General features: G+C 55.8%; 21 protein-coding genes and 1 tRNA gene. 13 read left to right on the forward strand and 9 right to left on the reverse strand.

The genetic code is table 11. The annotated features are described in order from the left end of the window. Positions 1-15 precede the first annotated feature (15 nt). Together shc and GWA01_RS04950 are read left to right on the forward strand one after the other, a co-directional pair. A complete protein-coding gene (shc, locus tag GWA01_RS04945; protein ID WP_146794589.1) occupies positions 16-2,010 on the forward strand; it encodes a squalene--hopene cyclase in 1,995 nt (664 codons plus the stop codon). Beyond that, the gene (locus GWA01_RS04950) at positions 2,010-2,642 is read left to right on the forward strand and encodes a phosphorylase family protein (RefSeq protein WP_146794591.1); all 633 of its coding nucleotides are present in this window, start codon (positions 2,010-2,012) and stop codon (positions 2,640-2,642) included. The genes shc and GWA01_RS04950 overlap by 1 nt, the downstream gene beginning before the upstream one ends. On the opposite strand, the gene GWA01_RS04955 is transcribed toward GWA01_RS04950, so the two are convergent. The 3 genes from GWA01_RS04955 to GWA01_RS04965 all read right to left on the reverse strand — a co-directional run bounded on the left by GWA01_RS04955 (position 2,610) and on the right by GWA01_RS04965 (position 6,113). After that, complete coding sequence (locus tag GWA01_RS04955) at positions 2,610-3,971, reverse strand: sodium:solute symporter family transporter (protein WP_146794593.1); 1,362 nt, start codon at positions 3,969-3,971, stop codon at positions 2,610-2,612. The genes GWA01_RS04950 and GWA01_RS04955 overlap by 33 nt on opposite strands. A 211-nt stretch (positions 3,972-4,182) precedes the next feature. Then, positions 4,183-4,983 carry an RlmE family RNA methyltransferase gene (locus tag GWA01_RS04960; protein ID WP_146794595.1) on the reverse strand — a complete coding sequence of 267 codons (801 nt, stop codon included), beginning with the start codon at positions 4,981-4,983 and terminating at the stop codon, positions 4,183-4,185. Beyond that, complete coding sequence (locus tag GWA01_RS04965) at positions 4,980-6,113, reverse strand: Ppx/GppA phosphatase family protein (protein ID WP_146794597.1); 1,134 nt, start codon at positions 6,111-6,113, stop codon at positions 4,980-4,982. Before GWA01_RS04965 ends, GWA01_RS04960 begins: the two co-directional genes overlap by 4 nt. A gap of 155 nt (positions 6,114-6,268) precedes the next feature. Here GWA01_RS04965 and GWA01_RS04970 point away from each other — a divergent pair. The 3 genes from GWA01_RS04970 to GWA01_RS04980 all read left to right on the forward strand — a co-directional run bounded on the left by GWA01_RS04970 (position 6,269) and on the right by GWA01_RS04980 (position 9,396). Next, positions 6,269-6,342, forward strand: a tRNA-Gln gene (locus tag GWA01_RS04970). A 146-nt stretch (positions 6,343-6,488) separates the two neighbouring features. Beyond that, positions 6,489-7,985, forward strand: coding sequence for an IMP dehydrogenase (gene guaB, locus GWA01_RS04975; protein WP_146794599.1), 1,497 nt, complete (start codon positions 6,489-6,491; stop codon positions 7,983-7,985). Between the two features lie 55 nt (positions 7,986-8,040). Further along, positions 8,041-9,396 (forward strand): RsmB/NOP family class I SAM-dependent RNA methyltransferase, encoded by a 1,356-nt coding sequence (locus GWA01_RS04980; RefSeq protein ID WP_146794601.1) that lies wholly within the window; start codon positions 8,041-8,043, stop codon positions 9,394-9,396. On the opposite strand, the gene GWA01_RS04985 is transcribed toward GWA01_RS04980, so the two are convergent. Continuing rightward, entirely contained in the window at positions 9,368-9,868 is a 501-nt protein-coding gene (locus tag GWA01_RS04985) for a GNAT family N-acetyltransferase (protein ID WP_222592690.1), read from the reverse strand. The two genes, GWA01_RS04980 and GWA01_RS04985, sit on opposite strands and share 29 nt — an antisense overlap. Positions 9,869-9,984: 116 nt before the next feature. Between GWA01_RS04985 and GWA01_RS04990 the strand changes: the two genes are divergently transcribed. Continuing rightward, positions 9,985-11,802, forward strand: coding sequence for a cation:proton antiporter (locus GWA01_RS04990; RefSeq protein ID WP_146794603.1), 1,818 nt, complete (start codon positions 9,985-9,987; stop codon positions 11,800-11,802). Between the two features lie 7 nt (positions 11,803-11,809). On the opposite strand, the gene GWA01_RS04995 is transcribed toward GWA01_RS04990, so the two are convergent. After that, positions 11,810-12,319 (reverse strand): L,D-transpeptidase family protein, encoded by a 510-nt coding sequence (locus GWA01_RS04995; protein WP_146794605.1) that lies wholly within the window; start codon positions 12,317-12,319, stop codon positions 11,810-11,812. 154 nt (positions 12,320-12,473) lie between these two features. On the opposite strand from GWA01_RS04995, the gene GWA01_RS05000 reads away from it, so the two are divergent. Then, positions 12,474-13,211, forward strand: a complete 738-nt coding sequence (locus GWA01_RS05000) for a response regulator transcription factor (RefSeq protein ID WP_146795551.1) — start codon at positions 12,474-12,476, stop codon at positions 13,209-13,211. Positions 13,212-13,238: 27 nt separating this feature from the next. On the opposite strand, the gene GWA01_RS05005 is transcribed toward GWA01_RS05000, so the two are convergent. Next, a complete protein-coding gene (locus GWA01_RS05005; RefSeq protein WP_146794607.1) occupies positions 13,239-14,033 on the reverse strand; it encodes an exodeoxyribonuclease III in 795 nt (264 codons plus the stop codon). 80 nt (positions 14,034-14,113) lie between these two features. Between GWA01_RS05005 and GWA01_RS05010 the strand changes: the two genes are divergently transcribed. The 4 genes from GWA01_RS05010 (at position 14,114) to GWA01_RS05025 (ending at position 18,759) form a co-directional block, all read left to right on the forward strand. Beyond that, positions 14,114-15,124 carry a dipeptidase gene (locus GWA01_RS05010; protein WP_146794609.1) on the forward strand — a complete coding sequence of 337 codons (1,011 nt, stop codon included), beginning with the start codon at positions 14,114-14,116 and terminating at the stop codon, positions 15,122-15,124. A gap of 315 nt (positions 15,125-15,439) precedes the next feature. Further along, on the forward strand, positions 15,440-17,386 hold the full coding sequence (gene uvrC, locus GWA01_RS05015) for an excinuclease ABC subunit UvrC (protein WP_146794611.1): 1,947 nt from the start codon (positions 15,440-15,442) through the stop codon (positions 17,384-17,386). A 77-nt stretch (positions 17,387-17,463) separates the two neighbouring features. Next, positions 17,464-18,063, forward strand: a complete 600-nt coding sequence (gene pgsA, locus GWA01_RS05020) for a CDP-diacylglycerol--glycerol-3-phosphate 3-phosphatidyltransferase (RefSeq protein ID WP_146794613.1) — start codon at positions 17,464-17,466, stop codon at positions 18,061-18,063. A gap of 96 nt (positions 18,064-18,159) precedes the next feature. Then, the gene (locus tag GWA01_RS05025) at positions 18,160-18,759 is read left to right on the forward strand and encodes a hypothetical protein (protein ID WP_146794615.1); all 600 of its coding nucleotides are present in this window, start codon (positions 18,160-18,162) and stop codon (positions 18,757-18,759) included. Between the two features lie 61 nt (positions 18,760-18,820). Here the strand turns inward: GWA01_RS05025 and lexA are convergent, their stop codons facing one another. Further along, entirely contained in the window at positions 18,821-19,534 is a 714-nt protein-coding gene (lexA, locus tag GWA01_RS05030; RefSeq protein WP_146794617.1) for a transcriptional repressor LexA, read from the reverse strand. On the opposite strand from lexA, the gene GWA01_RS12985 reads away from it, so the two are divergent. Both GWA01_RS12985 and rpmG read left to right on the forward strand, forming a co-directional pair. Then, entirely contained in the window at positions 19,533-19,703 is a 171-nt protein-coding gene (locus tag GWA01_RS12985; protein ID WP_186819464.1) for a hypothetical protein, read from the forward strand. The two genes, lexA and GWA01_RS12985, sit on opposite strands and share 2 nt — an antisense overlap. A 110-nt stretch (positions 19,704-19,813) precedes the next feature. Continuing rightward, the gene (gene rpmG, locus GWA01_RS05035; protein ID WP_146794619.1) at positions 19,814-19,981 is read left to right on the forward strand and encodes a 50S ribosomal protein L33; all 168 of its coding nucleotides are present in this window, start codon (positions 19,814-19,816) and stop codon (positions 19,979-19,981) included. An 83-nt stretch (positions 19,982-20,064) separates the two neighbouring features. Here the strand turns inward: rpmG and GWA01_RS05040 are convergent, their stop codons facing one another. Continuing rightward, positions 20,065-20,394, reverse strand: a complete 330-nt coding sequence (locus GWA01_RS05040) for an FtsB family cell division protein (protein ID WP_146794621.1) — start codon at positions 20,392-20,394, stop codon at positions 20,065-20,067. A gap of 142 nt (positions 20,395-20,536) precedes the next feature. Continuing rightward, the gene (eno, locus tag GWA01_RS05045) at positions 20,537-21,817 is read right to left on the reverse strand and encodes a phosphopyruvate hydratase (RefSeq protein WP_146794623.1); all 1,281 of its coding nucleotides are present in this window, start codon (positions 21,815-21,817) and stop codon (positions 20,537-20,539) included. Positions 21,818-21,899: the final 82 nt, after the last annotated feature.

Raw genomic sequence — 21,899 nt, forward strand, 5'->3', positions numbered from 1 at the left:
GGATCGTTCGAAAAAATGCTGATCTATTCTGACGTATTGGAAAAGGAGGCCCGCGTGAGCGAGACCCTGTCCCGCAAGCCTGTTGATGCAGGTGATATCAACGACGCCATTACCGGTGCCCATGCTGCACTGGGAGGGCGCCAGAAAGATGACGGGCACTGGGTCTTCGAACTCGAAGCCGATGCGACGATACCTTCAGAATACGTCCTTCTCGAACATTACCTAGACCGGATCGATCAGGAGAAACAGGATCGCATCGGGGTATACCTCCGACGTACCCAGTGCGATCACGGTGGCTGGCCGCTCTACGAAGGCGGAAAATTTGATCTCTCGGCCACCGTCAAAGCCTATTTCGCTTTGAAAGCCATTGGCGACAATATCGACGCTCCACACATGAAGCAGGCGCGAGAGGCAATTCTTGACCGCGGTGGCGCGGCGCGCGCGAACGTTTTCACCCGTATTCAGCTTGCCCTTTTCGGTGAAGTGCCATGGCGTGCCACTCCCGTCATGCCGGTTGAGCTGATGCTTCTTCCGCGCACCGCATTCTTTTCAGTCTGGAACATGGCCTACTGGTCGCGTGCGGTTATCGCGCCGATGCTGGTTCTAGGGTCTTTAAAGCCACTGGCCGTCAACCCTCGCGGAATACATGTCCAGGAACTCTTTGTTCGCCCCCCTGAAGAAGTACGCGACTGGATCCGCGGCCCTTACCGCTCTGTCTGGGGACGGGTGTTCAAGCATCTTGATACAGTACTGCGCCCTATCGTACCGATGCTGCCGCGCAAGATGCATCAAAAAGCGATCAAGGTTGCCATTGCATTCGTCGAAGAGCGCCTGAGTCTGGGCGGACTGGGGGCAATCTATCCTGCGATGGCCAACGTCGTGATGATGTACCGCGCGCTTGGTGTGCCAGACGAAGACCCCAGAGCTGCAACTGCCTGGCAGGGCATTCAGGATCTGCTCGTCAAAAAAGACAACGAAATCTACTGTCAGCCATGCGTTTCTCCGGTCTGGGATACAGCACTTTCCGGGCTGGCCATGCTGGAAGCGGCATCAGGTCCCCATGCGACAAAACGTGACGAAACCGTTGCCGCTCTCAAAAAGAGCGCTGCATGGCTTCGTGATCGTCAGATTCTGGACGTCAAAGGAGACTGGGCCATCAATGCTCCGGATCTCCGCCCTGGCGGATGGGCCTTCCAGTACGAAAACGATTATTACCCGGATGTTGATGACACGGCAGTTGTCGGCATGCTGCTGCATCGCCTTGATCCCGAAGAAAATCGCGAGGCTATCGAACGCGCTCGGGAATGGATCATTGGTATGCAAAGCACCAACGGAGGCTGGGGTGCATTTGATATCAACAACGATCTGGAACTGCTAAACCACATTCCATTCTCAGATCACGGCGCACTGCTGGACCCTCCAACGGCTGACGTCTCTGCACGCTGCGTCTCTTTCCTGTGTCAGTTGGGACACGCGGAGGATCGGCCTGTCATCGACAAGGCACTGGAATATCTACGAGCAGAACAGGAGCGAGAAGGCTGCTGGTTCGGTCGCTGGGGTACGAATTATATCTACGGCACCTGGTCCGTGCTGTGCGCATTGAACATTGCTGGGGTTTCGCATGACGACGCGATGATCAAGCGTGCAGTGGCGTGGCTGGAAGACGTCCAGCGTCCGGATGGCGGATGGGGAGAAGACTGCGCCAGCTATGAAGGTGGCGCCCCTGGCGTCTACAAAGAAAGCCTTCCCACCCAGACGGCCTGGGCGGTCCTCGCACTCATGGCCGTTGGGCAAAGAGAAAGTGACGCAGTGAAGCGCGGCATGTCATATCTCGTTTCCCAGCAAGACGAGAAAGGCGAGTGGCACGAAGAGCCTTATAACGCCGTAGGGTTCCCCAAAGTCTTTTATCTGCGTTACCATGGCTACAAGCAGTTCTTTCCGCTCACGGCGCTGTCCCGTTATCGCAATCTCAGTGCCAGCAACACGGGTCGCGTGGAGTACGGTTTCTGATGCTTGGTGTTTTGGTTGGCCTTAAACAGGAAGCACGCATCATCCGCCGCTTCCTGCCGGACGCTCCCATTGCAATAAGCAATGCAAATGCTGAGGGAGCGACGCGTGGCGCCGCAGCACTGCTCCGGCTTGGAGCCACAAAACTTCTTTCCTTCGGATGTGCTGGGGGCCTGTCTTCCAGCGTGCAGCCAGGCACAGTGATCGTAGCCGACCATATCCATGTTGATGGCAAAAATGTGCCAACAGATCAGATACTAAGCGCGCGTTTTGGCGCTCATCGTGCTCGGCAAGGTGGCATTCTTCACAGCGACATCATGATCGCGGAAGCTGAAGAAAAACAGCAGCTCTATCGCGAAACCCGCTGCGTTGCCGTCGATATGGAAAGCGGCGTGCTTGCCCGCACAGGCCTACCATTTGCCGTTCTACGTGTCGTGTGTGACGACTTTGCAAAGGATCTTCCGCCTGCGGCACGCGTCGCGCTCAGCAACGGGTCCGTGCAGGTCACTGCATTGACCCGCTCCCTGGTCCGGCACCCACGACAGATTGGCGCGCTGATTACACTCGGCGCAGATGCTGCTAAAGCTCAGAAAGCGATATCGCTATTTCTGGAAGTGCATCCACCTCAAGCCTGAGAAAATTGTAGCTCCCGTAAACGCCCCGATTACCCCTACGGGTACGAGCCACGGGAACGCGATAGCGTGGCCACCAATGCGGACCATCGAAACACAGGCCAGACACAATACTGCAGTGATAAATCCTGCGATTGCAGTTTTTTCGTCACGTGAATGCCAGAGCATTGCGAGCAGAAAGACGCCTAATGTCGCGCCATAGCTGTACGAAGCGATGGACAGCCCGAACACGACGGCTGAACCGCCTGGGTGAGAAAATACCAGCGCTGTTCCCACCAACAAAGCCGCCCATACTGCGGTAATGCTCCGCAGTGAAATACCAGTTTTTGACAGAAAATCGCTACGCGTCGCTGCGGCCATGGCGTTCATTGCGCTTGAAAGAGACCCCATTGTCGCTGCCAGTATTCCTGCAATCAGAAGACCGCGCAGGATAGGAGGCAACGTCATGATGAACTGTGGAAACAGTGCATCGGGCGCCACAGAAGTATGGGGGAATAAAGCATGCAATCCCACTCCAACACAGGAAAGCAGAGCGAACAGACCGGCAATTACAAAAGCGCTGGAAACAAGCGCTGCTCTTGCCCCGTTCAGGGTACGTGCAGTCAGGCATCTCTGAAGCATCAGCTGATCGGTGCCGTGGGACGCGAGCGAAAGAATGGCTCCGCCGACAACAGCGCCTGCCAAGGAAAATGGGTTCGTGAAAGGCGGCAGACCTGACGTAAAGAGAGGTGCAGCGTCAAACACCGCAGATCCTGCGCGGCCATACAAAACGACTACACAGGCAACGCTGCCCCCAAGATAGAGCATGAGCTGAAGGCTGTCAGACCAGATGACAGCCCTTAATCCACCTGCCAACGTATAAGCCAACGTCAAAACGACGATCAGGGACAGCAAGGCAAGGGGGGAGAGATGCAGCCCAATGGCTGAGCAAAGAAGCGCGACCGGGAGCATGCCCGCGTAAAGCCTGACGCCCTCCGCCAGAAGACGGGTCAACAAAAAGGTGCCCGAGACGATTTTTTGAAGTCTGGCGCCAAATCTTTGACCTAGGTAACGATAGATCGACGAAGCACCGCGTTCGTGCAGCGGCAAAAACCAAATTGCCACCGCGATGCGACCGAGCAAATAGCCCACGGCAAGCCCTACAAAGACGTATCCCTGATGGTAAGCAACACCGGGCACGCTCACGACGGTGAGTGTGGAGGTCTCGGTAGCGACCAGCGAGAGGCAGATGGCCCAAGGTGGCAGGTCTTTGTGCGGTCGCCGTGCCAGAACGAGAGAGAGCGTAGGCAACGCTGCGAGGTACACAAAAAGAACAATGAGGCTTGCAATCATACCTATCCGTTGTGGGGACGAAATAGATATCTGGTCAAGATGACTAGGAGTGTTTTTCAGGAGCGGGAAGGCTTAAAGAGCGACCTTCATAACTATAGGCCCAGAGTAAACAAACTCAAAAAACACCGATAAGAACCGTAACTCAATGATTATAAAATAAATTCCAGATACCCATATAAATTGGGCATCTGGAAAGCAGTCGTATAGAGAACTAGGTTCCGCCATTCAGGCGATCAGGGCGAAAGCCTGTCGCGACAACATAAAGCTCACTTGAATCCTTACGAGATGCTGGCGGCTTTACGTGCTTGACGCTGGTGAAGGCCTTTTTCATCGGAATGAGCATCTGCTTTTCAGAGCCCCCTTGAAAAACCTTCGCGACGAAGCTGCCGCCCTCAGCAAGCACCTGCATTGCAAAATCGAGAGCACCCTCAGCAAGACCCATAATGCGAATATGGTCGGTCGCAGCGTGTCCTGTGGTGTTCGGGGCCATGTCGGACATCACAAGGTCAGCAGGGCCACCCAGGATTTCCTTGAGACGATCGGGCATTTCCGGATCCGTAAAATCGCCTTCGACGATTTCCGCACCTGCGACCGGATCAACAGGGAGCAGGTCAACGCCCGCCACATGCTTTGCACCACGTTTCACCGCGACCTGCGTCCAGCCACCGGGTGCGGCACCCAGATCAATGATGCGGGTGCCGGGGTGGATCAGTTTAAAACGATCGTCGATTTCGATCAGCTTGAAGGCCGCGCGCGAACGCCAACCCTGCTTGCGCGCCGCAACGACGTAAGGATCATTGAGTTGGCGGTTCAGCCAGCGCTGCTGGGCCGGTGTCCGGCCTCTTGCAGTCCGAAGAGCAACATATTTATCGCGAGAGGTCCGGGATGTTGCTGAATCGTGACCAGCATCGGAGGCACCAGGTGCAGCAGCACTTTTAAGAGCTTTACCGGGGACGCGCTTTATTCCCGTGTCCTTCTTGCCAGAACCGGAGCGGGATTTGGGCGGCTTCATATCGTGGCGTAATTCCCAAGAGGGCCCCTTGGTTGGCGGGGCGAAACATGACGGGTTGCAGGGCTCTGTCCCCGATTGGGGCGCTGGCTATGATCTCGGGCCATACGCAGCAGCATGCCATCACGCAACCCCCGGTCTGCAATCGTTACGTCATCAACAGGCCATAATGACTGCATGGCTTCGAAAATTGCACACCCCGGAAGCACGAATTTTGCCCTGTCATGCCCGACGCATGGATGCGCAAGCAAACCTTCCGCGCCCAGGCCCCGAAGTGTGCCGATCGCATCAAGCATGATGTTTCCGGGCAAAGTCAGCCCATCAATAGCTGCACGGTTATAACGGGGAAGGGAGAGCGCAACGCCTGCAAGCGTCGTTACAGTGCCTGAAGTGCCGATCAGTCGCACATTTCCCTGACCCACTTCACGGCGGATCCGGTGCACGCCTTCAAAATCCATGAGCTGGGAACGAACGTACTCGACCATTTCCGGGTAAGCACCCTCATCATGGCCCTGACCAAACATCTCCTGCAGATTGATAACACCCACCGGCATGCTCGTCATACCAATAAGCGTCTGGCGCTGGTTACGACGGTCCACCCGTATCCAGGCAACCTCCGTGGAACCGCCGCCAATATCGAACAGAACGCCGCGCTCAGGCTCAACATGCCGTTGCAGTCCGGCCTGAAGAAGAGGGGAGCAACTCTCCAAGGCAAGCTCTGCTTCTTCGCGCGCTGTGATGATGTCAATGACAAGCCCCGTCTCACGACGGACACGTGCCAGAAACTCCTGACCGTTGATTGCTCGTCTGCAGGCTTCAGTTGCAACCGCACGGACATGGGCGAGGGGCCATTGCTGCATGCGCTCGGCACAAATGCTCAGTGCATCAAGTGCGCGCTTCATTGATTCTTCAGCAAGACGTCCGCTGGCACGCAGTCCTTCACCCAGTCGTACAGAGCGGTTGAAGCTGTCTACAACTCGGAAGCCATTGGTCGTACGGGCGGCAATCATAAGACGACAATTATTGGTGCCGAGGTCGATGGCACCAAAAAAGGTCCCCGCGCGGGCATGGGTCGCAGAAGAGCGAAGAGACTCTCGCCCCGTCATTCCAGTATCTTCTGCTTCATGCCTCATCTGTTTAGGCTCCCGACCCGCCCTCATGGGGACCTTGAAAAACAGCATGCGGCCACTCCTTAACCCCCGCAAGAAAAAAGTCATTTTTTTTGAAAGAAAGTGATTTACCCCCCTTGCGCCCCCAGAGGGTCTTGGGTAGATACCACCTCACCGCTTGGGAGATAGTTTAGCGGTAGAACTACCGGCTCTGACCCGGTCAGCCCTGGTTCGAATCCAGGTCTCCCAGCCAAAAACTTCTTTAAAAAATACCGCAAAACACACTTCCCCTCCGGGGGCTTTGTGCTTTATGAGGACCCGCCAACGGCCGGACGGCCTCTTGGTCTCCGGCTCAGACATTTCGTGCCCTTGTGGCGCGTTAACGGGGGCATGCGGGCCATGACATCATCTTCCTATAACAGCACGATCGCACACGAGCGTATTCGCGAGGCTCTGGCCTTTGATGACGTTCTCGTCGAACCAGCTGAATCTTCCGTCCTTCCTGCCCAGACATCCACGCGCACGCGCCTGACACGCGCCATCGAACTCAACATTCCGCTGATGTCTTCCGCAATGGACACCGTCACCGAGTACTCGATGGCAATTGCCATGGCCCAGCAGGGCGGCATGGGCGTGATCCACAAAAACCTCACCATTGAAGAACAGGCCGAACAGGTCCGTCGCGTAAAGCGCTTCGAATCAGGCATGGTGGTAAACCCGGTCACTGTAGGACCCGATCAGACCCTCGCTGAAGTACATGCAATCATGGCGCGCCATGGCGTATCCGGCCTTCCAGTGGTGGAAGAGGGTACGGGCATTCTGGTCGGCATCCTGACAAACCGCGACATGCGCTTCACCACGGACCCAACCGTTCTTGTCCGCGACATGATGACGCGTGAGGGCCTTGTCACGGTTCGTGATGGAGCTGCGCCTGACGAAGCACGCAATCTCCTGCACAAACACCGTATCGAAAAGCTGCTGGTCATTGATGAAGCAGGTCGCTGCACCGGCCTTATCACCGTCAAAGACATGGACAAGGCAATTGCCCATCCACTTGCCATCAAGGACAGTCAGGGTCGTCTGCGGTGTGCAGCGGCAGTGGGTGTTGGCGAAGATGGCCTGAAGCGTGCGGCAGCTCTTGTGGACGCTGGCGTTGATGTCGTCGTTGTCGATACGGCTCACGGTCACTCACGCGGTGTCCTGACAACCGTCTCGACCCTGAAAGCCAACCACCCGGATTTGCAGATCATTGCCGGTAACGTTGCCACGCCGCAGGCTGCACGTGCGCTTATCGAAGCAGGTGCTGACTGCGTAAAGATCGGCATCGGACCAGGATCGATCTGCACCACACGCGTGGTCGCAGGCGTTGGTGTTCCGCAGTTCTCAGCAGTGATGGAAACGGCTGAAGCCTGTCACGAACTTAACATTCCTGCAATTGCAGATGGTGGCGTCCGCACATCCGGCGATATCGTCAAAGCGATTGGCGCGGGCGCGGATGTCGTCATGGTTGGCTCACTTCTTGCTGGATGTGAGGAAAGCCCGGGTGAGACGTTTCTGTATCAGGGGCGCTCCTACAAAGCATACCGTGGAATGGGCTCGCTCGGCGCAATGGCACGCGGCTCGGCTGACCGTTATTTCCAGGCAGAGGTTCGCGACACCCTGAAGCTCGTACCTGAGGGCATTGAGGGGCAGGTCCCTTACAAGGGCTCCATGGCTGCCGTCGTTCATCAGCTCGTGGGCGGCCTGCGTGCAGGCATGGGCTATACGGGGTCTGCCACAATCGATCAGCTTCAGGTCAAGACAATGTTCCGCCGCATTACCAATGCGGGCCTGCGCGAAAGCCACGTTCATGACGTGACGATCACGCGTGAAGCGCCGAATTACCGTCAGGACTGACCTTAACCTGCATATGGCCTCTCGCATTGAGAGGCCAAAACGGCTACGGGTGCGCATGACCCCCGCAGCACGCCTTTCCGCCGCAATCGATCTGCTCTGTGCGATCCAGAGTGCGCCCCGCCGTCCAGCCGACGCTACCGCCAACGCTTTTTTCCGTGACCGGCGGTATATCGGCGGCGGAGACCGCAGGGCGGTTTCGGCGATGGTGTGGGATGTGCTGCGTGGCTGGCGCCGCCTGCACTGGCATCTGCGCGAAACACACGGTGAAATTTCGCCGCGCCTTCTGTGCGCCGCATCTGCATTGCTTTCTGGCATGAACATGGACGTTGTTCGCCAGCTTTTCAGCGGTGAGCGCTATGCACAGAGCCCGCTGACATCCCGTGAAGACATCGCTCTCAAGGATCTGGAAGGCAAGCAACTTTCCTCACGTCAGCAGACTCTCGCCGTCCGCCTTGAATATCCGGACTGGATCGAAAAGACACTTAAGGAGACGTTTGGCCCACGCCTCGAAGACGAGATGGCGGCCATGCTCGGCACACCAACACTTGATCTGCGCGTCAATCTTCTTAAGGCCGACCGCGATAAGGCTCTCGACGCGTTGCGCCGCGAATCGCTTAAGGCTGTTCCAACGAAGCTTTCACCCTGGGGCCTGCGCCTTGACGGTCGTCAGCCCGTGACTGCCACCCAGGCTTTCCGCGATGGCCTTATCGAAATTCAGGATGAAGGCAGCCAGCTGGTCGTCGCAGCGGTTGGCGCGACACCCCAGCACAAAGTTGTTGATTATTGCGCGGGAGCAGGCGGAAAGACGCTCGCTCTGGCGATGACGATGAACAACCGTGGCCGCATCACCGCATGTGATGTGCACGACAAGCGATTGGCTGGCGCTGAAAAGCGTCTTCGCCGTGCAGGGGTCCATAATGCGGAAGCCCATCTGCTTGTAACGGGTGACAAATGGGCCAAGCGTCATAGCGCCAGCTTCGATCGCGTTCTGGTTGATGCGCCTTGCTCCGGCACAGGCACGTGGCGCCGCAATCCCGATGCCCGCATGCGCCTGACCCCTCAGGATATCGAAGAACTGGTCGTGAAGCAGTCCGAGATTCTTGATCGTGCCGCGTCTCTGGTGAAGCCCGGCGGACGTATGATTTATGCCACTTGCTCGCTTCTGGCCTGCGAAAACGGGCAGCAGATTGATGCATTCCTCAAGCGTCGCGCCGATTTTCGGCGCGTTCCCAAGGAAGAAATGTCCGATCTTCTTCCGGCCGAACTCAGAGAGAAAGCCCAGTTCTCCCTGACACCTCTTCGTGACGAAACTGATGGCTTCTTTGCCTGCGTCATGGAGCGTATTGTCGAACCAAAAGTAGAAGCGCCAAAGGCAGAAGAGCCTATCGCTGAGGCAGATCCTGCCACATAATCAAAGCGTCTACATAACCATGCGTCGGGTGCTCGAACGCACCCGGCAGCGCTGTCAGAATGCGGAAGCCAAGATCTTTCCACAGTTCGATAGCGCGTAGATTAGTACTGACCACACAGTTGAACTGCATGGCCCTGAAGCCAAGGCGTCCGGCCTCTTCAATTGCATGCTCTCCCATAGACCTCCCGGCACCATGACCTGACACAGCAACAAATCCCGCATTGGCGATATGCTGGCCGCCGCCCATCTGATTCGAATGCAGATAATACGTTCCGACAATTTGTTCGTCAGAAGCGACGGCAACGTATACCCGGTGAGAGACGTCCATCCAGTAAGCCAGAGCCTGACGGCGCCCCCATTGTCGGGGCAGGGCATAGGTCTCACCTTTGCGAATCACGGGGCCTATGATGCGCCAGATTCCCTCCCGGTCGAGAGACTGCGCTGGGCGAATGTGCAGGGCTGATTTTTCCATAATTCCGAACTCTCTCCAGCCTTTGAATATATGGCAAGACTGTCGTTAGGCGAGTCGGGAAAGAAACAGTATGATGCTCAGCTCCCGAGACCAGAACGGATGCTGTCGTCTAGAACATGCAATACGATATCCTAATAGGAATTCTTTGTACCTTTGGCGCAGGCATGCTGGCTCAGTGGGTTGCCTGGCGCTTCCGGCTCCCCGCAATCGTGCTTTTGTTCGCGCTGGGACTGATCCTCGGGCCATGGCTGGGCATCCTGCACCCCTCCGTGACGATGGGATGGGCTTTCAGGCCGCTGGTGTCTCTTCTGGTCGCAATCGTGGTGTTCGAAGGAGGCATGGCACTTGATATCCGCCAGCTCCGTGAAGCAGGCGAGGGCGTTGCGCGCCTGACTATGCTGGCTCTGCCCATAAACTGGGTGCTCGGATCTCTGGCAGCACGGTTCGTGGCGCATCTGGAATGGGGCACGTCTCTGCTGTTCGGGGCGATAATCGTCGTCACAGGGCCAACCGTTGTTCTGCCATTGCTTAGAAGCGCAAAACTACAGGCGCGCCCTGCAGCGTTCCTGAGATGGGAAGCCATCGTCAACGATCCACTCGGAGCGATCCTCGCGGCCGTCGTGCTACAGCTCATGCTGCTGCATGTGGATGTGCACACAGGTGTGTTCTTCACGCACACACTTCCTGATCTTCTGGCGGCTGCGGCAGAGTCCATCGCAGCGGGCATTCTGCCAGCCTATCTCATGCGATACCTTTTCACGCGTGACATGATGCCGGAGATCCTCAAGACACCAGTACTGCTGACACTGGCACTTGTCGTTTTCTGCGTCTGTAATCTGGAGATGGAAGGCGCTGGTCTGATCGCCGTGACGATCTTCGGCATGGCACTAACGAACCTTCACATTCCAGGCCTGAGTGAACTGCGACGGATGAAGGAGTCCCTTGTCGTTCTAGTGGTGTCGGTACTGTTCATCATGCTGACAGCCGACCTTCAGCGAATGGTCCTCGCGCGCCTCTCTATTCCCATCCTTGCGCTAACGCTCGTTGTCCTGTTTGTCGTGCGGCCTGCTGGTATTTTCCTGTCCACGCTTGGTACTAAAATGAGCTGGCAGGAAAAGCTTTTCGTGGGATGGATTGCCCCGCGTGGTATCGTTGCCGCCGCAGTAGCGGGTGCTGCGGGTATCCGGTTGAGTGAAGCCGGATACAGCTCCGCAGACCTGATCATGCCTGCTGTCTTTGCAGTCATCGCCGTGACCATGATCCTGCATGGCTTTTCGTTAAGCCCACTGGCTCGTCGGCTGAAGCTCACTCTTTCAAATGAGCCCGCGATGGCGATCCTCGGTGCGAGTCCATGGTCGATTGATTTTGCGGCCTGCTTACACGGCGAAGGCATCCCTGTGCTGCTGGTAGACAACCGTTCAAGCGCGCTCATGCCTGCCGCACGCCTGTCGATTCCCGTATTGCGCACGGAACTCCTGTCCCAACATGGGCAGGAATCGCTGGAAGAGAGACCAGCCGATTATCTGATCGCAACCACTGCGGACGGTATTTACAATGGCATGGTCTGTGGTCATCTGGCTCCGAGCATGGGACGGCAGAGAGTCTTCCAAATCAGCCCCGGCGTGGCACGACTTGATTTCTACCATGGACTATCCCGTGATGCCCGCGGCAAGGTCCTTGGCGAACCCGCGTGGAATTACACGCTGTTTGAAACCCTGTTTGACCGGGGATGGCGATTCATCGCAACTGTTGCGACAGAAGAAGATGCGGCGAAGTTCGGGCAGGATGACAACAAGCTCGACATTCTTGTCGTACGACGCGGAACGGCCATTTTGATCCGCTCGGCGGAGGACAATGACCGCACCCACCCCTCACCAGGGGACATTATAGTCTCCATGACACCGCCACCCGAGCACAACAGCCCGGCCTCCTGAGATGTTATCAGGGGTGCTCGACCACAATCTCAGTCACGCCGTTTTCAAGCAGATATCTCAGATCTGACTCGTCAACGGCGATGCATCCCTCGGTCACGCCCCGCCTGGGTGGAAGATGGAAAAAAATTGCCGACCCTGCCGAAGGGACTGGTGGCATGTCATTCCAGCCGAGAACGACGCAAAGATCATAAGCATCATCATCCCGCCACATGCGCTCACACGAGGCGGGATGGGGGAGAGTAACCGCCCTGTTGTATTCGGGGTGTGACGGGTCATCACACCATCCATCGTTCGGGGCAATCGGCTCTACAGGAAGGCCTGCCGAAGAGACGGGCCTCGCCACACGATCCGCGCGATAGAGAATTCGACGGAACGGAAGGGTTCCCACAGGCGTTGCATGATCGCCTTCAGTTTTATGTGATGAGACCCCTGATTCACCAATAAATGCGCGGAAACTCCTGTTCTCGAAAAGCAAAACGCGCTGTTGTCCAACCGATCTTAAAACAGCTTTACACATTAAGCCTGTTTCCTTTTGGAGATGCACTTGTCATATTTCAGACACTAGCTTGCTGTCATAAGGTTTCAATGGCGGTATCGGTCGCATGGCAACACATGCGGAAACATACGGATATGCAGGCCTTCCTGCAGAAGACGAGACGAGAAAAACAACTATGGCTGGTCCACGTCCAATTCTTGTTGTCGATGACGATGACACACTCCGCCAACTTCTCGTCGAGCAGCTCCAGCAGGGAGGAGAGCTTGAAGCTGTCGAAGCGACTTCCGTTGAAACTGCTCGAGAACTTCTAAGCCGCCAAGGCGCTCGCTACGATGCTATGCTGCTCGATATCACCCTCCCAGATGGTGACGGGCGCGATTTCTGTGCGCAGCTTCGTAGGCAGGGCCTGCGCCTTCCCATCATCATGCTGACCGGCTCTGATGAGGAAGGGGATGTTGTGCGCGGCCTCGATGCTGGCGCAAATGATTATGTCGCTAAACCTTTTCGCATTGGCGAGCTTCTGGCGCGCCTACGGGCACAGCTTCGCATTTTCGAAAACAGCGAAGATGCCGTTTTTGAGATCGGCCCCTATGCATTCCGCCCTTCTGCCAAGCAGCTTGTGGAACATGCAAAGAATCGCCGTATCCGTTTGACGGAAAAAGAAGCCGCGATTCTCAAGTATCTTTACCGTGCAGGTCAGCGACCGGTTGCAAGGCAGGTGCTACTCAACGAGGTATGGGGCTATAATGCTGCCGTAACCACGCACACGCTTGAGACGCATATCTATCGCCTGCGCCAGAAGATCGAGCCGGATCCAACCAAGACATCCCTGCTCATCACAGAAGGCGGTGGCTACCGTCTTGATCCAGAAGGCTGGAGCGCACGGGAAGCAACAGGCCAGCACACGGCCTGAGCCTCCCCGTTAATCACGTCGCGATCTTCAGAGATCGAGGTCCAGAACGACTGGCACATGGTCAGACGGGCTGGACCAATCCCTTACATCCTTCAGAACACGGATGTCTCGCAGGGACGGCATCAGATCAGGCGTCAACCAAACATGATCCAGCCTGCGACCGCGATTGGACTTTCTCCAGTCCCGGTTACGATATGACCACCATGTATAAAGTTTTTCGGGCTCCGGAACGATGTGTCGCATGGCATCCGTAAAGCCTGTAGCGATCCACGCGCTCATTCGGGTGGTTTCCGGCGGAGTATGGCTTACGACGCCCAAAAGCTGACGATGACTCCAAACGTCATTTTCCAGCGGCGCAATGTTCAGGTCGCCGACAAGGATGCTGCGGGCAGGGGGGATTTCCCTGAACCAATTGGTGGCTTCATCCACGAATGAAAGCTTGTGAGCGAACTTGTCGTTCAGATCAGGATCGGGGATATCCCCGCCCGCAGGCACGTAGAAATCATGCAGCAGAACCGGTCCACTGGGGGTCTGCACGCTGGCTGCAACGTGCCGGCAATCATCGCGACCGCACCAGTCGGGAATGTTCTGCACAGTTTCTATGGGATGACGCGACAGGATCGCGACCCCGTTATAGCCCTTCATCCCTTTATAGACGTGATACGGCAGGCCCAGGGCCGCCACATCTTCCGCCGGAAAGAGAGGATCGGGGACTTTTGTTTCCTGCAGGCAGACAATGTCCGGCTGCTCTTCTTCCACCAGGCGCGCCAAAAGCGGCATTCGCAGGCGGAGTGAATTGATGTTCCAGGTAATCAGACGCATGATTTCTGGATTGTCCGGATTGGCGCTGATGACAAGTCCCTCTTGTGTTTCTGGCGCGCGATCCCGATCTTGGAAGCATCATGACTGACCTGCACGACACACTCCTGACCCTCGACACACATATCGACATTCCCTGGCCTGATCGGAACGACGCCTGGGCGAGTTCCTCGCCGCGACAGGTGGATGTGCATAAGGCTGCAAAAGGTGGTCTGCGGGCAGTATGCCTTGCAGCTTACATCCCCCAGACATCGCGCGACGCAGAAGGCCACGATGCAGCGTGGGACCGGGTCCAGGCGATGCTGAAGGTGATCAATGGCCTTGGCGGAAGACATGATGCGCTCTCGGCAAAAGTTTGTCGTACAGCAAGTGACATACGAAAAGCTGCAAACACGCCGGGTACTCTGGCCATTATGCCCGCGGTCGAAAATGGGCACGCCATAGGGGGGGACCCCAGCAGAATTGCTCTCCTCGCGCGTGATTATGGTGTGCGCTACATGACGCTTACCCATAACGGGCACAATGCCCTTGCAGATGCGGCTATTCCTCGCGCAGACCTTGGTGATGACCCAACCCTCCATGGTGGCCTCTCGGCGCTTGGGCGCGAAGCCATCGGTGAGATGAACCGCCATGGAATTCTTGTGGATGTCTCACACACATCCAAAGCGACCATGATGCAGGCCGTAGCCCAATCCTCGACTCCGGTTGTTGCGAGTCATTCATGTGCGCGGGCGCTGTGTGATCATCCTCGCAACCTTGATGACGAACAGCTTGATCTTCTCAAGGCAACGGGGGGCCTTATTCAGATTACAGCCATGGGCTCATTCCTGAAGAAGGGCGGTGGGGGTACACTCACGGATCTTGCGCGCCATGTCTCATATGTGGCGAAACGGATTGGCATCGAGCATGTTGGTGTCTCCTCCGATTTCGACGGTGGCGGTGGCATCGAAGGCTGGCAGGACGCGTCTGAGACACCAGCGGTGACCCGTGCCCTCCTCGCTGAAGGATTTGATGAGAAGCAGATAGCGGCCATCTGGGGAGGCAACATGCTCCGCCTCCTGGAAAACGCAGAACAGGCTTCCAGCAGAGGTTGAACTGCAGGCTCGGGAGCGATGCGCAAGGGAACAAATCAGGCCCAGAGAAGAAAGAGAGTCAAAAAATTGTCCACCATGGTGGCAATCGGGCATTGACATTGTTTCTTTCCAAAGATTTGCACGTTGCTCCACCAGTCTAAATGCTCTTCGCAACCCATAATCTAACGATTTCAATGAGTTGCAAAAGGTGCTTAAAAATTGTGCAATCTGACAGCAGGACAGAGAAACCCTGCCTTTCATGATTCTGTCATGCTTCAGCCCACAGACTTTTCCACAGGATCAGTGGATGACTGAACACGTCCTGCAAGGTGTTTTATGACCGACCTTCTCAATGCTGGAGCACACGTTCAGGACGCAGCCTTTGAGGTTGCGGTTCCGGCACAAAAGGCACTTTGCGGACCGGATGCCATTCGTGAAGCACTGAAAACCATTCCCTTCAGCCCCGGCGTCTACCGTATGCTGGGAGCGAAAGGGGAGGTGCTTTATGTGGGCAAGGCGCTGAGCCTGAAAAAGCGCGTCTCGTCATACACACGCACAAACCAGCTTCCCGAGCGCTTGCGGCGTATGGTCTCACTCACGGTCTCCATGGAGATCGTCATCACGCGTACGGAAGCCGATGCGTTGCTGCTTGAGGCCAATTACATCAAGCGCATGAAGCCTCGCTTCAACATCCTGCTGCGCGACGACAAGAGCTATCCCTGGCTGATGCTCACGGAAAACCATGACTATGCGCAGATTACGAAACAGCGCGGAAAGCCCGTAAAAGGGGCTACCTACTGGGGCCCATTCGCCAATGCCTGGGCTGTTAACCAGACCCTTAACCTCGTCCAGCGGACGTTTCTGCTACGCTCGTGTTCGGACGCGATCTTCAATTCCCGGACGCGGCCCTGCCTGCTCTATCAAATCAAGCGCTGCTCGGCCCCCTGCGTGGATCGTATTTCCAAGGACGATTACAGCGAACTGGTTATGCAGGCGCGTCAGTTCCTGTCTGGAAAAAACACCGAACTCCAGCAACAACTGGCGACAGAAATGGAGCGGGCATCAGAGGCCATGGAATACGAACGCGCAGCTGCGATCCGTGATCGTATTCGCGGGTTCGCCAACATGCAGAACTCTGGAACGGTAAATCCGTCTTCGATTGATAATGCTGATGTCGTGGCCATATGGCAGACCGCTGGCGAGACCTGCATTCAGGTGTTCTTTATCCGTGCCAGCCGCAATAATGGCAATCGTGCATTCTACCCGGTCCACGCAGAAGACGAGACTCCGGCAGACGTACTCTCAGCGTTCCTGATACAGTTTTACGACAACAAGCCACCACCGCCATCCATTCTGGTAAACTGTGATCTCAGCGAGCAGAAACTGCTTCAGGATGCACTCTCAATACGACTCGGCCAAAAAGTGGAAATCAACCGTCCGCAGCGGGGGGAGAGAAAAGATGTCATTGAGCATGCCACGCTGAACGCACGGGAAGCACTGGAGCGGAAACTGGCTGAAAATACCGGCCAGAGAAAGCTCCTTGAAGGTGTGGCCAAAGTTTTCGGCCTCTCCGAAACGCCTCAGCGGATCGAAACCTACGACAACTCACATATTATGGGGCAGGCGCCTTATGGCGTGATGGTCGTGGGTGGGCCCGAAGGCTTCAACAAACGCGCTTACAGAAAATACTCCATAAAAGGGCCAGTCGCGCCGGGTGATGATTTTGGCATGATGCGTGAAGTCATGCGGCGGCGTTTTGCGAAGGGCGCAAGCGTGACGGGGGAGAGTCGCCCTGAAGACTGGCCAGATCTGCTCCTGATCGACGGGGGTCTGGGCCAATATAATGCCGTCAAAGGTATTTTGGATGAATTGGGCGTAACCGACATTGTGATGGTCGCCATTGCGAAGGGCCCCGATCGCGATGCTGGGCGCGAATGGTTTTTCATGGAAGGCCGCGCGCCATTCCAGCTCCCGCCAAGAGATCCGGTTCTGTATTATCTGCAACGGCTGCGTGATGAAGCGCATCGCTTTGCAATCACGACGCATCGCGCAGGTCGCTCCAAAGCACTTACAAAATCGGAACTCGATGATGTGCCGGGAATCGGAGCAGCCCGAAAAAAAGCGCTTCTGAACCATTTTGGCTCTGCCAAAAGTGTGAAGCAGGCGAGTCTTGAGGAACTTAAAGCCGTGGCAGGCATCAGTTCAGAGACTGCTGTCTCGATATATGGCCGTTTTCACCCGGAATGGGTGCGAGAAGAATCCAGAACTGCATTAAATCCATGATGTGGCCCGAAAAATTCAACACCTGATCATGGAATTGTCGCATACGTGCGGGACGGAATCTGTTTAGACTGTTTGTGATGCTTACTGATCTGCCCAACATCCTGACTTTGCTCCGCATTGGATCCATTCCGGTGCTGGTCGGACTCATGGCGTTTCACTCACCCCTGACGGATACGATCGCGTGCGTCCTTTATGCGGCTGCGTGCATTACAGACTACCTCGATGGTGCGCTGGCACGCCGGTGGCATCAGTTTTCTGAGCTTGGCCGCATGATGGACCCGATTGCCGACAAGCTTCTGGTTGGCGCTCTTTTACTTGCTCTGGCGGGCTTTGATCACCTTCCCCTGTATTCGCTATATGCTGCGATCATCATCATGCTCCGTGAGATACTCGTGAGCGGGCTGCGTGAATATATGGCTTCCCAGCGCGAAACACTTCCATCCACGAGACTGGCGAAGTGGAAGACAGGCATCCAGATGGTCGCGATAGGATTTCTCATCGCAGGCGACGACACGGCTATATTTCTGCATATTCCATTCCTGCCCGCAGCCAAGATCGGAGCCTGCATGTTGTGGATCTCTGTCATCCCAACCGTGCTGAGCGGATGGGGCTATTTGACTGCGGGTTTTGCAAGAATGACGAGACATGAAGGCAAGGCCACCAAAGCAACTCCCTGATATCGACCAACCCCTATATTTTACGCCAATCCCTTGGCTGGTGCTGCAATCAAACAGACGCTAGTGTTCAAACCCATACTTGTCTGGGAGTAAGAAATGCGGAAGGCCGCTCTGCTGGCATTGCCACTCGCTGTGAGCGGCTGTTCGGGAATTGGAAAATATTTCCACGACACGCTTTTCTGGCCTGGAAGCAACCCGAACTCACCTCTGGGTGACAGCGAAAATATGCGCCGTTCCCGCGGAGAGGTGGTTACAGCTGAACCCATCCTTCCTGAACATGGCAATATGTGGCCAGGCTCCCCTCAACCACTTCCCACTTTAAGAGACGTCGAAAACCCAAACAGCACCTTTAACCGCGCATTGGGCGATCCCGCGACGTATTTCGGCGGTGCAGCCCTCGACAAGACATTCATGGGGGGCATTGCGGGCAGCGGCGCACTTGGCGCTAGTGGTGCCCAGATGAAACAGGGACAGTCGATCTCCGTCGGTGAGACCAATGATATCAAAAACGGTGTTGGGCACGAGAAAAATGTCCCGATCCCATCATTTCCTGCAGGTATTTCCGATAATGCGTCCCGTTACCTCAGCAAACCGGGGAACAAAGTTATTGTCATCCCCAATGGGGACGGAACGAGCACGTTGATCTCTCCGGACGGCAGCGTGCGCGTTGTCAAAGGCACTCCCACGCCCAAATAAATTGAAGAGCGGGCAGGATAAGCGTCGAGCCGACAGAAATACTGTGTCGGCTCATACAAACTTAATAGTGCCTGTAAAGCCCCACGAGACGCCCCTGAATCCGGACGCGATCCGCAGGGAGGATACGTGTCTCGTATTCCGGATTGGCTGCTTCAAGAGCTACCATTGCTCCTTTGCGCCGCAGTCGCTTCAGAGTGACTTCCTGATTATCGATCAAAGCAACAACGATCTGTCCATTTTCGGCCAACTCACCCTGCCTGATGATGGCAGTATCTCCGTCCAAAATACCTGCCTCGATCATTGAATCTCCCGTGACGGTAAGAGCATAGTGCTCACCGTTCGTGAGCAATGAAACAGGAACGTCAATCTGGGAACCCTGCTCACGAAGGGCTTCTATCGGGAGGCCTGCGGCGATACGCCCGTATAGTGGCAGGGAAATACTACGGGGAGCAGCTTCATTTTCATTCTCTGCCTCCGCAAATTTTCCTTCGAATGCCATGTCTTTGCCCGACAGAACCGCGGGAGAAAATTCGGCTGTCGATGTCTCCGCACCGGTTCCCATATGAGGCAGCCTCAGAACCTCCAGGGCACGGGCACGGTGGTGATGGCGGCGTAGGAACTCACGCTCTTCCAGCGCTGAAATAAGACGATGTATGCCCGACTTGGAACGCAGCCCAAGAGCATCCTTCATCTCGTCAAAGGAGGGCGAAAATCCCGTCCGACGGAGATGGTCGTCTATATAGAGCAGAAGCTGGTGCTGCTTGCGGGTCAGCATGAAACAGGATCTCTTAGATGAAGATGGGCTGATGGCCGCCGGGGCGGTGTCTCTCTTTGTTCATTATAAGTTCTCTTATGTTCGATCACAAGCCAAACCGTCAGGTAAAACAGGTACATACAGACGCATGAATGGCATTCTTCTGTGGATGAAAGCAGGAAACCCGTGAGAAACACTTGACCTGCGCCCCACAAATTAGCATGTTGCGCCGCACATAGATCAACTTGCTGCTTCGGAACCTGCGAGCGGCATCTAGTTAGGCGCAAGCCCGAGGGTACCATGGCCAAGTCAAACGTCATCCAGATCCGTCTCGTCTCGTCCGCGGACACCGGCTACTTCTACGTCACGAAGAAGAACGCACGTTCCGCAACTGGCAAGATGGAAGTTCGCAAGTACGACCCGGTTGCTCGCAAGCACGTTGCGTTCCGTGAAGCGAAGATCAAGTAATTTTCCTTCCGACCAAGGAAAAAGCGGCCTTAAGGGCCGCTTTTTTTATGTCTGATGCTCTGCACCTGCTGGCACCAGCCTGATCAGAACAGTTTGTCGTGAGGCCCGTAGGGAATGACAATGTCGCCTGCGCGCGTCAGGTTCAGCATGGCACGTGCACGCTCATCAAGCATATCGGCGTCCAGCGCCTGCTCCTTGAGTGCCGCCACACGTCGGCGCCATACGATCTGTTCGTCCTTTGAATCCTGCTGAGACTGAAGGGCCTGATCCTTTAGCTTTAACTGCTCCTGATAGGCGCGTATCCCATGCGCTCCATGCAGAGCGTTCCAGCCAAAATATGCTGTGAGGGAGATGAACAGGGCAGGAGGCGCGACAGCGCGAAATACACGCTTGATAAATCGGACGGGTCTCACGTCGACTTCAGCCTCCCTGTCGATGTTTCTGAGCAACCTTACCGCACGGTAAGATGGCTGAACAATGACCTTAGTGAAGGTTTTGGTTTGTCCGAAGCTAAAAAAGAAGGTGGACCGGATAAACGGCCCACCCACAAGTCACTCAGGAATTTTTAAGGATACCGCGACCAGCATAGCGAGCTGCGCTACCAAGCTGCTGCTCAATGCGGATAAGCTGGTTGTACTTTGCTGTACGGTCTGAACGGGACAGGGAGCCCGTCTTGATCTGACCGCAATTGGTAGCAACCGCTAGATCTGCAATGACAGCATCTTCCGTCTCACCCGAACGATGGCTCATAACGCAGGAGTAACCTGCCTTGTGAGCGGCCTCAACGGCTTCAAGCGTCTCTGTCAGGGTTCCAATCTGATTGACCTTCACCAGAAGGGCATTCGCTGTACCGGCTTTGATGCCGCGACGCAGACGCTCAGGGTTCGTTACGAAAAGATCGTCACCAACCAGCTGAAGCTTATGGCCAACGCGCTTGGTCAGCTCTGCCCAGCCAGCCCAGTCGTCTTCGTCCAGCCCGTCTTCAATTGACACGATTGGATAGCGGTTCGCGAGGTCTTCGAGATATGAAATCATACCTTCTGAATCCAGGTCGCGTCCTTCACCATCGAGCTTGTAGCGGCCGTCACGGTAGAACTCAGTTGCTGCGCAATCCAGTGCGAACGTAACATCCTCACCCAAACGGTAGCCAGCAGACTCCACAGATTTTGCAATAAATCCAAGAGCTTCATCAGCAGACTTCAGATTGGGAGCGAAGCCACCCTCATCGCCAACATTGGTGTTATGTCCCGCTGCTGCGAGGCCTTTCTTGAGGCAGGCAAAAATTTCAGAGCCCATACGAACGGCTTCAGCGATCGTTGGTGCGCCGACTGGCTGGATCATGAACTCCTGAATGTCGATGGGATTATCGGCATGCTGGCCGCCATTGACGATGTTCATCATAGGAACCGGGAGCGTATGGGCAAATACGCCGCCAACATAACGGTAGAGCGGAAGCTCAAGCTCTTCTGCTGTTGCCTTAGCAACGGCAAGGGAAACGCCAAGAATTGCGTTCGCACCGATACGCGCCTTGTTTGGCGTACCATCAAGATCGATCATCGCATTGTCGATGGCGATCTGATCTTCGGACTCCGCACCCTGCAAAACGTCGAGAATTTCATCTTCAACGAAGCCACAGGCCTTCAGGACACCCTTGCCGTTATAACGCGATGCATCACCGTCACGGAGTTCAACGGCCTCATGAGCGCCCGTGGAGGCACCTGATGGAACAGCAGCACGGCCTTTCGCACCGGAAGACAGCTCGACTTCGACTTCAACAGTCGGATTGCCACGGCTGTCCAGGATTTCGCGGGCGGTGATATCAACGATGGCGCTCAAGGAAGCTCTCCTGGATATTCATGAACCGGGGGTGGCTCGGAACCGTTCTAAATGGAACAGTGCTTTCAAGTCTCAAAATCAT

The sequence above is a fragment of the Gluconobacter wancherniae NBRC 103581 genome (assembly GCF_007988885.1).
Taxonomy (GTDB): domain Bacteria; phylum Pseudomonadota; class Alphaproteobacteria; order Acetobacterales; family Acetobacteraceae; genus Gluconobacter; species Gluconobacter wancherniae.

Coding starts and splice junctions, on each gene's coding strand:
- GWA01_RS04990 (WP_146794603.1), top strand. CDS start 9,985: ATGCAATACGATATCCTAATAGGAATTCTTTGTACCTTTGGCGCAGGC.
- GWA01_RS04950 (WP_146794591.1), top strand. CDS start 2,010: ATGCTTGGTGTTTTGGTTGGCCTTAAACAGGAAGCACGCATCATCCGC.
- guaB (WP_146794599.1), top strand. CDS start 6,489: ATGACATCATCTTCCTATAACAGCACGATCGCACACGAGCGTATTCGC.
- shc (WP_146794589.1), top strand. CDS start 16: ATGCTGATCTATTCTGACGTATTGGAAAAGGAGGCCCGCGTGAGCGAG.
- rpmG (WP_146794619.1), top strand. CDS start 19,814: ATGGCCAAGTCAAACGTCATCCAGATCCGTCTCGTCTCGTCCGCGGAC.
- GWA01_RS04985 (WP_222592690.1), bottom strand. CDS start 9,868: ATGGAAAAATCAGCCCTGCACATTCGCCCAGCGCAGTCTCTCGACCGG.
- pgsA (WP_146794613.1), top strand. CDS start 17,464: ATGCTTACTGATCTGCCCAACATCCTGACTTTGCTCCGCATTGGATCC.
- GWA01_RS04960 (WP_146794595.1), bottom strand. CDS start 4,983: ATGAAGCCGCCCAAATCCCGCTCCGGTTCTGGCAAGAAGGACACGGGA.
- GWA01_RS04955 (WP_146794593.1), bottom strand. CDS start 3,971: ATGATTGCAAGCCTCATTGTTCTTTTTGTGTACCTCGCAGCGTTGCCT.
- GWA01_RS05025 (WP_146794615.1), top strand. CDS start 18,160: ATGCGGAAGGCCGCTCTGCTGGCATTGCCACTCGCTGTGAGCGGCTGT.
- GWA01_RS12985 (WP_186819464.1), top strand. CDS start 19,533: ATGAAACAGGATCTCTTAGATGAAGATGGGCTGATGGCCGCCGGGGCG.
- GWA01_RS04965 (WP_146794597.1), bottom strand. CDS start 6,113: ATGAGGCATGAAGCAGAAGATACTGGAATGACGGGGCGAGAGTCTCTT.
- GWA01_RS05000 (WP_146795551.1), top strand. CDS start 12,474: ATGGCTGGTCCACGTCCAATTCTTGTTGTCGATGACGATGACACACTC.
- GWA01_RS05005 (WP_146794607.1), bottom strand. CDS start 14,033: ATGCGTCTGATTACCTGGAACATCAATTCACTCCGCCTGCGAATGCCG.
- GWA01_RS04995 (WP_146794605.1), bottom strand. CDS start 12,319: ATGTGTAAAGCTGTTTTAAGATCGGTTGGACAACAGCGCGTTTTGCTT.
- lexA (WP_146794617.1), bottom strand. CDS start 19,534: ATGCTGACCCGCAAGCAGCACCAGCTTCTGCTCTATATAGACGACCAT.
- GWA01_RS05010 (WP_146794609.1), top strand. CDS start 14,114: ATGACTGACCTGCACGACACACTCCTGACCCTCGACACACATATCGAC.
- GWA01_RS04980 (WP_146794601.1), top strand. CDS start 8,041: ATGACCCCCGCAGCACGCCTTTCCGCCGCAATCGATCTGCTCTGTGCG.
- uvrC (WP_146794611.1), top strand. CDS start 15,440: ATGACCGACCTTCTCAATGCTGGAGCACACGTTCAGGACGCAGCCTTT.